General features: G+C 43.5%; 15 protein-coding genes. 5 read left to right on the top strand and 10 right to left on the bottom strand.

The genetic code is table 11. The features are described 5' to 3' along the window. Positions 1-82: 82 nt before the first annotated feature. From nqrM to bolA, 9 genes are all read right to left on the bottom strand, one after another. Positions 83-337 carry a (Na+)-NQR maturation NqrM gene (gene nqrM / locus AB4407_RS12530; RefSeq protein ID WP_009848378.1) on the bottom strand — a complete coding sequence of 85 codons (255 nt, stop codon included), beginning with the start codon at positions 335-337 and terminating at the stop codon, positions 83-85. A gap of 16 nt (positions 338-353) precedes the next feature. Next, complete coding sequence (locus AB4407_RS12525) at positions 354-1,358, bottom strand: FAD:protein FMN transferase (RefSeq protein WP_372120773.1); 1,005 nt, start codon at positions 1,356-1,358, stop codon at positions 354-356. A gap of 174 nt (positions 1,359-1,532) precedes the next feature. Further along, complete coding sequence (nqrF, locus tag AB4407_RS12520) at positions 1,533-2,759, bottom strand: NADH:ubiquinone reductase (Na(+)-transporting) subunit F (protein ID WP_017631923.1); 1,227 nt, start codon at positions 2,757-2,759, stop codon at positions 1,533-1,535. A 29-nt stretch (positions 2,760-2,788) separates the two neighbouring features. Continuing rightward, positions 2,789-3,385, bottom strand: a complete 597-nt coding sequence (gene nqrE, locus AB4407_RS12515; RefSeq protein WP_009848375.1) for an NADH:ubiquinone reductase (Na(+)-transporting) subunit E — start codon at positions 3,383-3,385, stop codon at positions 2,789-2,791. Positions 3,386-3,392: 7 nt separating this feature from the next. Then, positions 3,393-4,025 (bottom strand): NADH:ubiquinone reductase (Na(+)-transporting) subunit D, encoded by a 633-nt coding sequence (locus AB4407_RS12510; protein ID WP_008223083.1) that lies wholly within the window; start codon positions 4,023-4,025, stop codon positions 3,393-3,395. Then, positions 4,025-4,792: a Na(+)-translocating NADH-quinone reductase subunit C gene (locus AB4407_RS12505; RefSeq protein WP_372120772.1), complete on the bottom strand. Its 768-nt coding sequence runs from the start codon at positions 4,790-4,792 to the stop codon at positions 4,025-4,027. The genes AB4407_RS12510 and AB4407_RS12505 overlap by 1 nt, the downstream gene beginning before the upstream one ends. Then, positions 4,782-6,026 (bottom strand): NADH:ubiquinone reductase (Na(+)-transporting) subunit B, encoded by a 1,245-nt coding sequence (locus AB4407_RS12500; RefSeq protein WP_372120771.1) that lies wholly within the window; start codon positions 6,024-6,026, stop codon positions 4,782-4,784. The genes AB4407_RS12505 and AB4407_RS12500 overlap by 11 nt, the downstream gene beginning before the upstream one ends. A 5-nt stretch (positions 6,027-6,031) precedes the next feature. After that, the gene (locus tag AB4407_RS12495) at positions 6,032-7,372 is read right to left on the bottom strand and encodes a Na(+)-translocating NADH-quinone reductase subunit A (protein ID WP_372120770.1); all 1,341 of its coding nucleotides are present in this window, start codon (positions 7,370-7,372) and stop codon (positions 6,032-6,034) included. 519 nt (positions 7,373-7,891) lie between these two features. Next, on the bottom strand, positions 7,892-8,200 hold the full coding sequence (gene bolA, locus AB4407_RS12490; RefSeq protein ID WP_009848370.1) for a transcriptional regulator BolA: 309 nt from the start codon (positions 8,198-8,200) through the stop codon (positions 7,892-7,894). A 174-nt stretch (positions 8,201-8,374) separates the two neighbouring features. Here bolA and AB4407_RS12485 point away from each other — a divergent pair, with 174 nt between their 5' ends. The 4 genes from AB4407_RS12485 (at position 8,375) to AB4407_RS12470 (ending at position 12,120) form a co-directional block, all read left to right on the top strand. After that, on the top strand, positions 8,375-9,526 hold the full coding sequence (locus AB4407_RS12485; RefSeq protein ID WP_372120769.1) for a methyltransferase: 1,152 nt from the start codon (positions 8,375-8,377) through the stop codon (positions 9,524-9,526). Between the two features lie 66 nt (positions 9,527-9,592). After that, positions 9,593-10,162: a YajG family lipoprotein gene (locus AB4407_RS12480; protein WP_372120768.1), complete on the top strand. Its 570-nt coding sequence runs from the start codon at positions 9,593-9,595 to the stop codon at positions 10,160-10,162. After that, positions 10,162-10,710 carry a peptidylprolyl isomerase gene (locus AB4407_RS12475; RefSeq protein WP_372120767.1) on the top strand — a complete coding sequence of 183 codons (549 nt, stop codon included), beginning with the start codon at positions 10,162-10,164 and terminating at the stop codon, positions 10,708-10,710. Before AB4407_RS12480 ends, AB4407_RS12475 begins: the two co-directional genes overlap by 1 nt. A gap of 51 nt (positions 10,711-10,761) precedes the next feature. Beyond that, positions 10,762-12,120: an AmpG family muropeptide MFS transporter gene (locus AB4407_RS12470; protein WP_372120766.1), complete on the top strand. Its 1,359-nt coding sequence runs from the start codon at positions 10,762-10,764 to the stop codon at positions 12,118-12,120. A gap of 98 nt (positions 12,121-12,218) precedes the next feature. Here the strand turns inward: AB4407_RS12470 and AB4407_RS12465 are convergent, their stop codons facing one another. After that, positions 12,219-13,565: a DUF4397 domain-containing protein gene (locus AB4407_RS12465; protein ID WP_372120765.1), complete on the bottom strand. Its 1,347-nt coding sequence runs from the start codon at positions 13,563-13,565 to the stop codon at positions 12,219-12,221. A 513-nt stretch (positions 13,566-14,078) separates the two neighbouring features. Here AB4407_RS12465 and AB4407_RS12460 point away from each other — a divergent pair. Then, on the top strand, positions 14,079-14,966 hold the full coding sequence (locus tag AB4407_RS12460) for an outer membrane protein OmpK (protein ID WP_372120764.1): 888 nt from the start codon (positions 14,079-14,081) through the stop codon (positions 14,964-14,966). The last annotated feature ends 60 nt before the right edge of the window (positions 14,967-15,026 follow it).

Here is a 15,026-nt window from a genome sequence, read left to right as displayed (position 1 = left end):
AACTAAAAAAGCTCAAGACGATAATCTTGAGCTTCTTATTTTAAGAGTATAGATAACTCTATTCCTCTATGACTGTCACCAATTAAGCGATACGGTCTTTACTCCAAGCCGCTTCTTTTTGTTGGCGCTCAGCCAGCTTCTCTTCACGGTAAGCTTCACGTGCTTCACGCTTCTTACGCGCGTCGCAAGGTTCAGGGCAGTTACATACTTTATCAATACCAACAGCACCTAAGCCACCACAGCTACCTTTCACAACTTTCTTTTGGATAATGTAGCCAATTGACATCGCTGCGATTACTGCAAGAAAAACACCAAATGTAATCAGAAATGTATTCATAATTATCTCGCTTACCTTATTTACCTAAGTATGGCTTAAATGCTTCAGAAGCAACTTCTTTAAAGCCATCTGCTGTTTTTACCACCATGAACACAGGGATGTTATGTTGGTTTGCGACTTCCATTCCTTTCTCCTCACCTAAGACCATAAGGCCAGTAGATAAGCCGTCTGCAGTCATTGAAGACGGGTTTAAAACAGTCACAGAAACCACTTTATGATGAAGCGGCTTTCCTGTTTCTGGATTGATAATGTGTGAGTAACGAACACCATCACGTTCAAAATAGTTACGGTAATCACCCGACGTTGCGATTGCCATATCACCCGGTTCGATGATCTCTTGAATGTTGCGTTCATCAACACTTGGCTTCTCGATAGCAATACGCCAGCCCACACTTTCACGGTTTAGGCCTTTCAGACGGATTTCACCACCGACTTCAACCATGTAGTTATGAATACCGATTGAATCAAGATAGTCAGCTACCACGTCAACACCCCAACCTTTTGCGATGGTTGAAAGGTCAACATACAGGTTCGGTAAATCTTTAGTCAGCTTATTGCCTTCAACACTTAGGTGGTAAATGCCCACTTTTGCTTTACGAGCTGCCAGTTCTTCATCTGTTGGCACCACTTCAGGACGAGCTTCAGGACCAAAACCCCACAGGTTAACTAATGGACCAACCGTCACATCCAATGCACCTTCAGTAAGACCGTTCAAACGAATTGCTTCTTTCACAACTGTTGCAGTTTGTTCCGATACTTCGAAAGCATCTGCACCTTTGTGTTGGTTGAAACGGCTCAGCTCTGAATCTTCACGGTAAGTCGACATTTGATCATTCACTTCTTCAAGTAGACGATCGATCTCGGTATGAACTTCTTTAGACTCAGGAAATTCATCGCCATTGATGTACTTAATGTTATAACTGGTCCCCATTGTCGGACCACTTAAATGTACTTGCTCTCTTGCCTGCTCACAGCCCGCAAGAAAAATCAAAGAAGTTAATGCAACAAGCCAAATTCTCACTTGCTTACTCCTGTCTAATGTTGAGGATTTATATAAGGAAAAATAAGAGTGAAAAATAGGTATTTTAAATGCCTTACTCTTTCTTATATAAGCCAGTTTGTTGTCACGAGTAGTCTTAGAAAAACAAATGGCTGACTCGTAAGAGTCAGCCATAATATCAATCACTTAAATGGATTAACCACCGAAGTCATCTAGTAGGATGTTTTCATCTTCTACACCAAGATCTTTCAGCATGCCGATCACAGCCGCGTTCATCATTGGTGGACCACACATGTAGTACTCACAGTCTTCAGGAGCTTCGTGATCCTTCAGGTAGTTTTCGTACAATACGTTGTGGATGAAACCTGTGTAACCGTCCCAGTTGTCCTCAGGTTGAGGATCAGACAGAGCACAATGCCACACGAAGTTTTCGTTCGCAGCTGCTAGACCGTCGAAGTCTTCAATGTAGAACATCTCACGCTTAGAACGCGCACCGTACCAGTAAGACATCTTACGAGTAGAGTTAAGACGCTTAAGTTGGTCGAAGATATGTGAACGCATTGGCGCCATACCGGCACCACCACCGATGAATACCATTTCATTGTCTGTGTCTTTAGCAAAGAACTCACCAAATGGACCAGAAATAGTACATTTGTCGCCTTCTTTAAGAGACCAGATGTATGAAGACATCACACCAGGAGCTACGTCAGGGTTGTTTGGCGGCGGAGTTGCGATACGCACGTTAAGCTTGATGATGCCTTTCTCTTCTGGGTATGAAGCCATAGAGTAAGCACGGATCGAATGCTCTTTAACGATAGACTCGTAACGGAACAAGTTGAACTTATCCCAGTCACCACGGTATTCCTCAGGAATATCGTAATCTGCGTATTTCACGTGATGTGGTTCAGCTTCAATCTGAATGTAACCACCCGCGCGGAACGGAACTTCTTCACCTTCAGGGATAGCTAGAGCCAATTCTTTGATGAAAGTGGCTTCGTTGTTATTCGAGATAACAGTACATTCCCACTTTTTAACACCAAAGATATCTTCGTCTAGTTCAATCTCCATGTCAGTTTTCATAGCAACTTGACATGCTAGACGTTCGCCTTCGCGAGCTTCACCTTTTGTGATGTGATCAAGTTCAGTTGGAAGGATGTCGCCACCACCAGACTTAACTTTTACACGACACTGACCACAAGAGCCACCGCCACCACAAGCAGAAGATACGAAGATACCAGCGCCAGCTAGGGCACCAAGTAGCTTGCTACCAGGTTGAGTAACGATCGCCTTTTCAGGGTCGCCGTTTACAGCAATAGTGATGTCACCTGATGGTACCAGCTTAGATTTAGCGAAAAGAATCACTAGTACTAGAGCCAATACAATAATGGTAAACATCGCTACACCAAGAATAATGCTTTGCATTTGTTATTCCTTATTACTGGGTGCTTACCCTACAGTTGAACACCAGAGAAAGACATAAAGCCTAACGCCATCAGACCAACAGTAATGAACGTGATACCAAGGCCACGAAGACCTGGAGGTACGTCAGAGTACTTCATCTTCTCACGGATACCCGCAAGAGCAACGATAGCTAACATCCAACCTACACCAGAACCGAAGCCGTAAACAACAGATTCAGCAAAGTTGTAGTCACGAGTTACCATGAAAGATACACCACCAAAGATTGCACAGTTAACTGTGATCAGTGGAAGGAAGATACCTAGTGCGTTGTACAAAGGTGGGAAGAAACGGTCTAGAACCATCTCTAGGATTTGTACAAGTGCCGCGATAACACCGATGAATGCGATGAAGTTAAGGAAACTTAAATCGACACCTTCAACAAGCGCGTTTTCTTTCAGGATGTGCGTGTAAACAAGGTTGTTTACAGGAACAGCGATTGTAAGTACTACAACTACCGCAACACCAAGACCAAAAGAAGTTTTAACTTTCTTAGATACCGCTAGGAATGTACACATACCTAGGAAGAAAGAAAGCGCCATGTTTTCGATGAAAATCGATTTAACTAGCAGACTAATATAATGTTCCATGACTACCTTACCCCTTCGCTTCTACTTGTTCTGGTTTGAACACACGAATTGCCCAAATCAAGAAACCAATTAGGAAGAATGCAGAAGGTGCTAGAAGCATCAAGCCGTTTGGCTGATACCAACCACCGTTGCTCACTAGAGGTAGTACTTCCATACCAAATAGTTTGCCAGAGCCTAGAAGCTCACGGAAGAAACCAACAGTGATAAGAACGAAACCGTAACCAAGACCGTTACCAAGACCATCGATTAGAGATGGGATTGGCGCAGACTTCATTGCGAATGCTTCAGCACGACCCATTACAATACAGTTAGTAATGATTAGGCCTACGAATACAGATAGCTGCTTAGAGATATCGTATAGGTATGCTTTAAGCACTTGGTCTACCACGATTACTAATGATGCGATAATTGCCATCTGAACGATGATACGCACACTGTTAGGAATGTGATTACGGATCAAAGAAACGAAGAAGTTAGACAGAGCAGTAACGAACATTACCGCGATAGTCATAACAAATGCTGTTTCTAGCTTAGTGGTTACCGCAAGAGCAGAACACACACCAAGAACCTGTAGCGCGATTGGGTTGTTGTCCAACACCGGCGCTAAGATGCTCTTTTTAATTTCTTTTGCACTAGACATTAGTTCAGACCTCCGTCACGAACTTTTGCTAGGAACGGACCAAAGCCCATATCACCTAACCAGAAGTCAAATGTATGTTGAACACCAACGCTAGTCAGTGTTGCACCAGAAAGGCCATCTACACCGTGCTCAGAACCTTGAGGAGCGCCACCTTTAACAACCTGAATAGCAGGTTTGTGGTTTTCGTCGAATAATTTCTTACCAACGAATTGAGCACGCCAAGTTGGGTTCTCAACTTCACCACCAAGTCCAGGAGTTTCACCTTGCTCGTAGTAAGTGATACCAGAAACAGTGTTGCCATCAGTTTCTACCGCAACGAATGCGTACATCATTGACCATAGACCGTTACCGTGAACAGGGATGATAACTTTAGAAGTTTCAGCGCCATCTTTCACAAGGTATACAGTACCTGTGTTAGCACGACGAAGGATCTTAGCGATGTCATCTTCAGCTGAAAGCTTGATTGACTCAGCAGGATCTTTTGCCGCTTTACGTTGGTCGTATGCAGCAGCATCGCCGTCAACGAAATCGCCAGTAGCGAAATCAACTAGACGAGGTTCGATGTTCTCTGCGTACAGTGCTGGAATATCACCTGCAAGCTCAATACCCGCAACTTCAAGGATCTTAGTTTGCTGATCCAGAACTGCATTAGCTTGCTGCTTAGGTTTAAGAACAACTGCAGCTGTTGAAACGATGATTGAGCACACTAGGCTCAATGCGATAACAACAAACAGCGTCTTTTTAATGCTATCGTTATTACTTGCCATAGCGCGCTAGTCTCCGCTTAATGTTCTTCTCGATTACAACGTGGTCAAACAGAGGAGCAAATAGGTTTGCGAATAGAATCGCAAGCATCATGCCTTCTGGGTATGCAGGGTTAACTACACGGATCATTACACACATTGCGCCGATTAGGATGCCGTACCACCACTTACCATTGTTGGTAAATGAAGCTGATACTGGGTCTGTCGCCATGAAGAACATACCAAATGCGAAGCCACCTAGAACTAGGTGCCAGTGCCAAGGCATGCTGAACATTGCGTTAGTATCAGAACCGATCACGTTAAACAGCGTAGACACAGCAATCATACCGATCATTACACCAGCAATGATGCGCCATGAAGCGATACGCATGTAAACGATCATCGCTGCACCAATCATAAGTGCTAGAGTCGATACTTCACCGATAGAACCTGGGATGTTACCAATGAATGCGTCCATCCAAGTGATTGCTTCACCAGATGTTACGTTCATTAGTGCACTACCGCCGCCTTGAGCCCACTGGCTAAGAGCAGTTGCACCAGAGAAACCATCTGCAGCAGTCCAAACTACGTCACCAGAAATCTGAGCAGGGTATGCAAAGAATAGGAACGCACGGCCAGCAAGTGCAGGGTTCAAGAAGTTACGACCCGTACCACCGAAGATCTCTTTCGCTACAACAACACCGAAGGTAATACCTAGTGCTGCTTGCCATAGAGGAAGTGTTGGCGGAACGATAAGCGCAAATAAGATAGAAGTAACAAAGAAGCCTTCGTTTACTTCGTGCTTACGCACCATACAGAACAGAACTTCCCAGAAACCACCAACGATGAATACCGTTGCGTAGATAGGTAGGAAGTATGTCGCACCAAGTAGCATCTTGCTGCCAACACCTGCATCGGCTCCTAAGGAGGCGCCAAGCATTTCGGTTAGCCAGTAGTGCCAGTTACCACTGATAACAGATGCTAGTTCAGCGCCTGCATACATATGGTTAAGTGCTGCGATAGCTTGGCCACCCGCGTTGTACATACCCCAGAACATTGCTGGGAATACCGCGAACCAAACCATGATCATGATACGTTTTAAATCAACGCTATCACGAACGTGCGAGCTTTTCTTTGTAATAAGACCTGGTGTGTAGAACACAGTCGCTGCTGCTTCGTAAAGCGCAAACCACTTCTCGTGTTTACCACCTGGCTCAAAATGATGCTCGATGTCTTCAAGAAACTTTTTAAGGCCCATGAAAATTACCCTTCCTTCTCAATCGTATCTAGGCATTCACGAAGTAGTTGACCGTACTCGTACTTACCTGGACATACAAAGGTACACAATGCTACATCTTCTTCGTCTAGCTCTAGCGCGCCTAGTGCTTGAGCACTATCAACGTCGCCTGCACATAGATCACGAAGCAGCAATGTAGGTTCCATATCTAGAGGCATTACGCGCTCGTAGTTACCAATTGGAACCATTGAGCGGTCACTACCGTTTGTCGTCGTTGTCATGTTGAACAACTGACCTTTAAACAGGTGACCAAGGAATGAACGAGTAACAGAGAACTTGTTCTTACCAGGCATAGCCCAGCCGAATAGCTCTTTATCACGACCTTCACGTAGAACAGAAACTTGCTGATGGTAACGACCAAGGAAAGCATGTGGACCTGTTGCTTCAGTACCCGTAAGTACAGAACCAGAAATCACACGAACTTCGCCTGGCATTAACTCGCTGTCAGTCAACTCTTCAAGGCTAGCACCAATTTGAGTACGAACTAGACGTGGGTTATTCACCACTGGACCAGCCAGAGAAACAACACGCTCAGAGTAAATCTCACCAGTAAGGAAAAGCTTACCGAATGCGATAACATCTTGGTAGTTAATGCTCCACGCTACATTTTGTGCATTTACCGGGTATAGGTAATGCATATGCGTGCCTGCAAGACCTGCAGGGTGTGGGCCATCAAAAACATGTTCTTCAACGTTAGACTGAGCTGAACGAGGTAAGCTAGTACCTTTTTTACAAACGTACACTTTACCGTTAGTCAGAGTTGAAAGAAGATCTAAACCAGCAACGAAAGCATCAGACTGCTCGTTAATGATTAATTCTGGCTCAGCTGCTAGCGGATTAGTATCCATAGCAGTAACGAAAATAGCCTGAGTTTCAGAATCAACTGCTGGAACCTTGCTGAACGGACGAGTTCGCAAAGCGGTCCATGCGCCAGACTCAACTAACTGAGTTTTAACCGTTTCACGGTCAAGACTTGTTAATTGGCTAGCTTCATAGCTATTGAACGTGATTTGCTCATTGCCTGCTACTTCAATCACTACTGATTGAAGAACACGCTTAGCACCACGGTTTACTTCAATAACTTTACCGCTTGCTGGAGAAGTAAATACAACACCTGGGTTCTTTTTATCTGCAAAAAGAACTTGGCCTTTCTTCACTTCATCACCAACGCGAGCATGCATCGTAGGACGCATACCAACGTACTCTTCGCCAAGCAAGGCGACTTTAGTGATGGACTTACCATCATTAATCACCTGGGATGGAGTTCCTGCGATAGGAAGATCCAAACCCTTCTTTATTGTAATCATACGCACTTGCACTACTTTATCGGGAAAAAGATTCTTTTAATTGCGTAAATTCGGGACGTTTTAAAATCGCCCTTAGACACGACATTACAGTGTCCGGTTCTGGTAAATTCGAGATACCAAAATCGCAACATTACATTAATAAACTCATCACAAAGATTATGTGAGATTTATCAGGTGCCGTATTCTAGCATTTTTTGACAACTTGATGCCATGACCAATAACTTGAATACGGCCTTAATTTGGTGAGATTTGAAGCATATGGACTCTCAAATATGTATAAATTTGACGAGCCGCACAGATAAAATGGCTTTTGAATCGTGTTTTAAACAAGAGATTAATACTCTGTCACAAACTAATATTTTACGAGTTATGTTGAAACACTGTTAATAAAAACATTACTCATTGTGGGTATTTAAAGACGCCTAATTTGACATCAATTTGAGTGATATAAACCCTGAAAACACATCAGCCTGGCGATAAACAAGGCAGCATAGCCACCTCTTCTATCAGTTAGTTTTATTACTTACCACCGCCCATACACATAGGGCTGTCTGGCACGTTATCGAGTTGCTTCATCCATTCATCTTTTGTATAAGTGTGAATAGATAGTGCGTGAATATTATTCGCTAGCTCTTCTGAAAGTGCTTTATTTACCGCTCGATGACGACCAATAAGGCGCAAGCCTTCAAACGCATCGCTGACAACAATCACTTTAAAATGACTCTCAGAACCAGCCGGAACATTGTGCATATAGCTCTCATTGACCACGTTTAAATGACTTGGTGAAAACTCATTGTGCAATTTTGTTTCGATAACTTCTTGGATCATTATGATTCCTTAATAACGTATTGGCATTATCTGTGGGGGAAGTATAAACCCTAACTGGTCGACTGTCTGAGTATTTAATAACGAACGACTTAGGTTTGGTTGAGTTTTTTCTATCTTGTTCAGGCTGCATTTGAGACAATATCTTTGTTATTTCTTACATAAGTATCTCAAGCAATGAAAACCGAACTTACTCTTCTCGATAGAACTTTGACCTTACATCGTTTCCCCAACCGTTCAAATGAAACCCTTCAAGCTTGGGATGCGGGCGACGAATACATTATTACTCACGTTGAAGAGATGAATCTGGAACCTGGCAAACACATCCTGATCATGAACGATAGCTTTGGTGCCCTTTCAGCATGGTTCTCTAAAGATCATGATGTCACCATGATGAGCGACTCGTTTATCTCTCATCGCGGTGCGCTAAAAAACTTGCAGCGCAATCAAAGTAACCGTGTAAACTTCCTGAATACGATGGATGATATTCCACACGGTATCGATCTTGTGATCATGCAACTACCGAAAACAAACCGTCATCTAGTATGGCAATTGAGCCAACTACGCCAAGCGTTGCCAGAAGGCTGCCAAGTCATCGGTGTAAACAAAGTAAAAGATATCCACACATCTACACTTAATATTTTCGAAAAGTATCTAGGTGAAACCAAAACTTCTTTGGCAAAGAAGAAACATCGCTTGGTTTTCTCTTCACCAAATTGTCAGCCGATTCAAACGGTCGAACCTTTTGTTGAATGGGATGTAGACGGTGAAGATATTCGCCTGAAAAATTTACCGAACGTTTACTCAGGCGAGGCACTCGATCAAGGCGCTCGCTATATGCTAGAGCACATCCCACAAGATCCTGAACTGCGTCATATCATCGACCTAGGCTGTGGCAACGGAGTATTGAGTATAAAAGCCGGGCAATTAAACCCACAAGCACGTATCACTTGTGTAGATGAAAGCTTTATGGCCGTAGAATCAGCGCGTCAAAATATTAAGGATAACCTTGGCGAAGAAGGTAATTTCCAGTTCATCGCCAATAACTGTTTAGATGGTTTTAAGAAAAACAGCACTTACTTAGTTATGTGCAACCCTCCGTTCCACCAACAGCAAGCGATTACTGATCACATTGCATGGCAAATGTTCTGTGATGCAAAGCATGTTCTTAGCAACGGAGGCAAATTAATTGTTATTGGTAACCGACACCTCGGATACGATGTCAAACTAGCAAGACTATTTGGTGAAGCAAACGTTGAAACGCTTGAACTAAACCAGAAATTTGAGATATTACAAGCAACAAGAGAACCTGCGAATTTTAATAAATAAGCAGAAACGACGTCACAAGAATTTAAGATACCGAGCTCCTGGTGTGAATTTAGAAAGGATAAAGGAATGAAAAAACTGATTTTGGCTGCTTCTATTTTGGCTTTGACAGCATGTTCAGCCCCTCAGAAAGAACAGATCAACGTAATGCCAGAAGCTTCACTAAGCTCAAGCAACCTTGTACAAGGCAAAACATACACACTAACCAGTAAAGATGTTCGTGCCGCTCAATATGTTGCATTGGTTGATAGTGGCCGTTCAAACATTCAGCCAATTCACGCTAAGCAAAACATGCGAATTTCTCTAGAAAACGCTATTGCTCAACAGTTAGAGTCTCAAGGTTTTCGTGCAAGCGTAAACAGTGAAAACTCGATTGTTTTAGAGATTCAAGAAGCTCTCGTTACTGTCAAGCACACCATCATGGAAAACCAAATGGACGGTAAAGTGACTCTTGAAGTCACCGCTGAAACGCCGGAAGGTAAGCTAGTTAAGACATTCAATGGTACCGCTGTTCGCACTGGTGCATTGAGTGCATCAAACGACGACATCTCAATGGTGCTTAACGATGTCATTAACTTGGTACTTACTGAAATCGCTAATGACCAAGAGCTGCAAACTTACATGAAGGAACGTTTCTAATGGGGCGCATTCTATCTTCTATCGCATTAATGCTGGTGAGCGTGAGTGTTTGGGCTGGACCGAAAGTAAGCGTAGAAACGACATTAGGCGGCTTCACTATCGAGCTAAACCAAGAGCAAGCACCGGTTAGTGTTGATAACTTTCTTAAATATGTTGCTGATGGTAGCTACGAAGGTACTCAGTTTCACCGTGTGATCCCGGGCTTTATGGCTCAGGGTGGTGGCTTCGATCAAGATATGAAGCAATTAGCAACTTATGCTCCTATCAAGAATGAAGGCAGCAATGGCCTGAAGAATGATACTGCAACGATCGCAATGGCTCGCACCAATGCACCAGATTCTGCAACTCGCCAGTTCTTCATTAACTTTGCAGACAACGATTTCTTAAACGCTAAAGGTGGCAATCCGGGTTACGCTGTATTTGGTAAAGTAACCGATGGTTTTGAGGTTGTTCAGAAGATGGCAACCATTCCAACCAAGCGAATGGGCCGCATGTCAGACATTCCTGTCGACCCTATCGTCATCACTAAAGTGACCCTTCTTAAGTAATCCAATGTAACGCCCTTATTATTGAGGGCGTTTTCTATACAAGGACGCCCCATGTCATCAGGCACTCCCTCTCTTTCTTGGATGCAAACTTTCCGCAGCTACCTAGATAAACGTCTACTTTGGGTGTTTATGCTCGGTTGTTCAAGTGGCTTCCCATGGGTTCTGATTGGATCCAACATGTCTGGTTGGCTAAAAGATGCCGGTTTAACTCGTGCTGCGATCGGTTATTTCGGCAGTGTGTTTGCTGTCTATGCTATTAACTTTCTATGGGCACCGTTGGTAGATCGAGTCAAACTACCCGTTTTACATGCGATATTAGGCCAACGACGCAGTTGGATCTTTTTCTGCCAAACCATTGTTTTAATCGGCACCTTATTCATCGCAGGCGTCAATCCCGCAGAGAATTTGGCGTTTACCTCAATGTTGGCGCTCGCTATTGCCATTGCCTCAGCTACGCAAGATATCGCGATTGATGCATTTCGTATTGATACCTTCCCAAAATCCGAAGCATCAAAACTGCCGCAAGCTTCTGCAATGGCGGTAATTGGTTGGTGGACGGGGTATTCTCTACCAGGCTATCTCGCCTTTATTAATGCAGACTCAATCGGTTGGAATGGCGTGTATTACGGAATGGCAGGTGTCGTTGTTGTATTAATGCTGTTTACTCTTTTTGTCGGAGAGCCAAACACACAGCGTGAAGCCCTACAAGAGCAAGCACAGCAGCGTCACAACAGAGTTGTCGGTTCAAAAGTCGTCGCTTGGTTCAGCGTTACAGTGCTAGAACCGTTTTATGATTTCTTCAAACGAAACGGAGTTCAAGTTGCCATCACCCTTCTACTGTTTGTGTTCCTATTTAAGATAGGTGAAGCCTTCTTGGGTAGAATGTCTATCACCTTCTATAAAGAGATAGGTTTCAGTAACGAACAGATCGGTCATTACTCCAAATTAATTGGTTGGGGAGCAACCATATTCTTCACTTTGGTAGGCAGTGTCTTCAATGTGAAATTTGGCATTGTACGCGGACTGATGATCGGTGGTGTGGCAATGGCAGCAAGTAATCTAATGTTTGCGTGGATCGCTCAGACAGGCCCGAGTGAAACCTTGTTCTTGGCAACGATCATTGTCGACAACTTCACGACCGCCTTTTCGACAGTAGCCTTTGTCTCTTTCTTAACGTTATTAACTGGGCAGGCCTTCTCTGCAACCCAATATGCATTACTCGCATCCTTGGGTAACTTCGGTCGCACCACACTGGCTTCATTCAGTGGTGAGTTGGTTGATTACCTCAATGACTGGTCAACCTTCTTTATACTTACTGCTCTCATGGTGATACCAAGTTTGATCATGCTCTATTCGTTGCGCCACTTTTTCACTGATTTATTAGACAAAGCGAAAAACAACCACGAATAAAAGAAAAAGAAAGCAAAACAGAAGAGGGGAGCATTGAGCTACCCTCTTCTCTTTTCTCTTTTCTATTTTCTATTTTCTATTTGCAGACGCTTAACGGATTAATCTGTGGTTTCACGTACTATTAAGTTAAATCCCGTTCCCATCGAATCATCAATCGCCACAACTTGATACACAACACCGTTAACTAAGGTCGCAGGCGCGGAGTCAATAGCAACAGTAGATGGATCGCCAGCCACAGTAATCGTCACGTAGTAAGTTCCTGCTGCTACATAAATACCATTCACGTAATCTTTGAATTTCACATTACTCAACGCAGGCGTACTTCCAGAAATTCCCACGTTCTCGGTTAAGTAAATATCAACCGAAGCTGCTATTGGATTAGCCGCTGCATGAGTAATGTTCAATACCGCACTAGTCGCAACAGGACGGCGATTCTCAGGCACTACTAGCGCTTCCAAATTGAGAGGACTTACCGTCCCCACGGCATAGATGCTGTAATCCATTCCGGTAAACACCGCTAAACCGTCAACATCAATGAATGTTGGAGAGGTGGTTGCTGTTTCATAAATATCGATATCGTAACTGCCTGCTGCCAAATCTAAGAAGCCACGAACTTCTTTAAACATTAGAGCATCAAGAGGAGCAAACTTAGCCGAGTTTACAAACACATCCACAGAGGGTGCACCATCAACTAAATGCCCTACTCTCACTTCTGCAGATTCTGCCATGTCGTAAATTATAGATGAACTTTTGCCATCCATTACCATCAGCTTCACCGGAGACGTGCTGGTTGAATCCGCTCTTGGAACTGCCGCAATAGTTAACTCGCTACCGCCAGACAGAGTGATTTCACCAGAGTCAAAAGCAATAGCACTTCCACTCACGGTTTCTAATCTCACACGATATTGACCAGCAGGAATATTGAGCACATCGGTAAATCCTTTGTATCCCAAAGTTCCGATCGGTGCGCCTAGAGGATCATTCGGTGCTGTAACGTACAGATTCACATCACCAACTCCAGTTGCCGCGTGAACAACTTGCACATCCAAACTCGAACTCGTCGCCGTGCCTGCTGCAGGTCGTGTCACAACGAGAGCCTCAACTGGGTTGTTGGAAGCGTCAGCATCACCGACCACCATCACCGTGTAATCTAAATCACCGCTTAAATCGAACTGGCTTGGCGGAATCACTGTCGCCAAACCATCTCCGGGGAGTTGAACATCGACCTGTAGAGTTGTCAGGCCTTGATTGACCGAGGTATATCCAGACGCCTGAGCATAATCAACCCCAGTCCAACGAGCCTGACTATTAACTAACACATTAGCTAGTGGAGCATCTGGCGATGCGTGAACAGCTTGCAGCTGGGTGGTTGGTTGATCGTCATCATTACACCCTACAATGAATAGGGCTGACATCGCTACAGCAAGTATAGGTGAATATTTCATTGGTCTTCTCTCCAAAAAGTTCGACCAGTTCGTCACACAGAAGATAAGCTCAGGAGCATATCTTTAAATGTTGCCTCAAAATTGGTGCAATGAACGGTCTCAATATTGTCAGCGATGAAAAAAACAACCAGGGTTAAAAGTCAGGTTAGTCATCACATGAATTGTTCATCAATTGATTCAAACTTCAGTACGGAGTTGCTTGGAAATGGATCAAAGGCAGGATCGAAACGTTCGCTGAGTTAGGTGTTTTTTTACGAGAAAACGCTTAGAAAGAAATACTGTTGATTTTGATATGCATGTCACGATTTTTGGTAGAATCGTTTGCTTAGAGCGGTATTTCACCAATTTATACACAAAATAATCGAATTACACAAAATCAATAGAAGTAGGAATTCATCAAGATGCATAGCAACATTAAAGTTCCATCATTTAGATCGTTAGTGTGATCGCGCTCACCATAATAATCATAGTTTTCACTCTGTCTCACTTTTATTTGAGAACAAAATCGCTATTATGCTCGGCATTCGGACATATAAACACGCACGGATTAGCGGGTTACTTATTTCAAACATAGAGAGTTCCATTATGCGTAAATCACTTTTAACTCTTGGCCTACTTGCAGCAGCTTCTGCTCCAGTAATGGCGGCTGATTATTCTGACGGCGATACTCACAAAAATGATTACAGCTGGATGCAGTTTAATATCATGCACACTATCGATGAGAAGCCTCAAGACAAAGATCATACTTATCTTGAAATGGAGTTTGGTGGACGCTCTGGTATCTTCGATCTTTACGGTTACATTGATGTATTCAACCTAACTAACGATAGCGGCAGTGATAAAGCAAAAGACGATCAGCTGTTTGTTAAATTTGCACCTCGTATGTCTATCGATGGCCTGACTGGCAAAGACCTTTCTTTTGGCCCAGTACAAGAACTATACGTAGCAAACTACACAACTATTGATGGCAAAGCTGACGGTGGTTACGCAACTAAAACAGGTATCGGTTCAGACGTAATGGTACCTTGGTTTGGTAAAATGCAATTCAACCTTTACGCTACGTACGATCTAAATGCGAAAGATTGGAACGGTTACCAATTTTCTACAAACTGGTTTAAACCTTTCATGAACTTCGAGAACGGCTCATTCATTGCTTACCAAGGTTACATTGACTACGAATTTGGTCGTGATAGTTCATACAACCAGTCAAGCAATGGCGGCTCTATGTTCAATGGTATTTACTGGCACAATGACCAATTTGCTGTAGGTTACGGTCTTAAATTGTACCAAGATGTATACGGTCTAAGAGATGGTGCTCTACTGGATCCGAATAAACCACAAATTGGTGAATTCTCTACTTCAGGCGTAGGTCACTACTTCGCTGTAACTTACAAGTTCTAATCGAACTTCTAATAAAGTTTCCAAAATGGCACCCTCAGGTGCTAATGCCGATCAGTTAGA

It is taken from the genome of Vibrio sp. 10N.261.46.E11 (assembly GCF_041472735.1).
In the GTDB taxonomy this organism is placed as follows: Bacteria; Pseudomonadota; Gammaproteobacteria; order Enterobacterales; family Vibrionaceae; genus Vibrio.
The sequence above is the reverse complement of the archived record's forward strand: the minus strand, read 5'-3'. Positions and strand labels throughout refer to the sequence as shown.

Coding starts and splice junctions, on each gene's coding strand:
- AB4407_RS12510 (WP_008223083.1), bottom strand. CDS start 4,025: ATGTCTAGTGCAAAAGAAATTAAAAAGAGCATCTTAGCGCCGGTGTTG.
- nqrF (WP_017631923.1), bottom strand. CDS start 2,759: ATGCAAAGCATTATTCTTGGTGTAGCGATGTTTACCATTATTGTATTG.
- nqrM (WP_009848378.1), bottom strand. CDS start 337: ATGAATACATTTCTGATTACATTTGGTGTTTTTCTTGCAGTAATCGCA.
- AB4407_RS12475 (WP_372120767.1), top strand. CDS start 10,162: ATGGGGCGCATTCTATCTTCTATCGCATTAATGCTGGTGAGCGTGAGT.
- nqrE (WP_009848375.1), bottom strand. CDS start 3,385: ATGGAACATTATATTAGTCTGCTAGTTAAATCGATTTTCATCGAAAAC.
- AB4407_RS12495 (WP_372120770.1), bottom strand. CDS start 7,372: ATGATTACAATAAAGAAGGGTTTGGATCTTCCTATCGCAGGAACTCCA.
- AB4407_RS12505 (WP_372120772.1), bottom strand. CDS start 4,792: ATGGCAAGTAATAACGATAGCATTAAAAAGACGCTGTTTGTTGTTATC.
- AB4407_RS12500 (WP_372120771.1), bottom strand. CDS start 6,026: ATGGGCCTTAAAAAGTTTCTTGAAGACATCGAGCATCATTTTGAGCCA.
- bolA (WP_009848370.1), bottom strand. CDS start 8,200: ATGATCCAAGAAGTTATCGAAACAAAATTGCACAATGAGTTTTCACCA.
- AB4407_RS12470 (WP_372120766.1), top strand. CDS start 10,762: ATGTCATCAGGCACTCCCTCTCTTTCTTGGATGCAAACTTTCCGCAGC.
- AB4407_RS12465 (WP_372120765.1), bottom strand. CDS start 13,565: ATGAAATATTCACCTATACTTGCTGTAGCGATGTCAGCCCTATTCATT.
- AB4407_RS12480 (WP_372120768.1), top strand. CDS start 9,593: ATGAAAAAACTGATTTTGGCTGCTTCTATTTTGGCTTTGACAGCATGT.
- AB4407_RS12485 (WP_372120769.1), top strand. CDS start 8,375: ATGAAAACCGAACTTACTCTTCTCGATAGAACTTTGACCTTACATCGT.
- AB4407_RS12460 (WP_372120764.1), top strand. CDS start 14,079: ATGCTCGGCATTCGGACATATAAACACGCACGGATTAGCGGGTTACTT.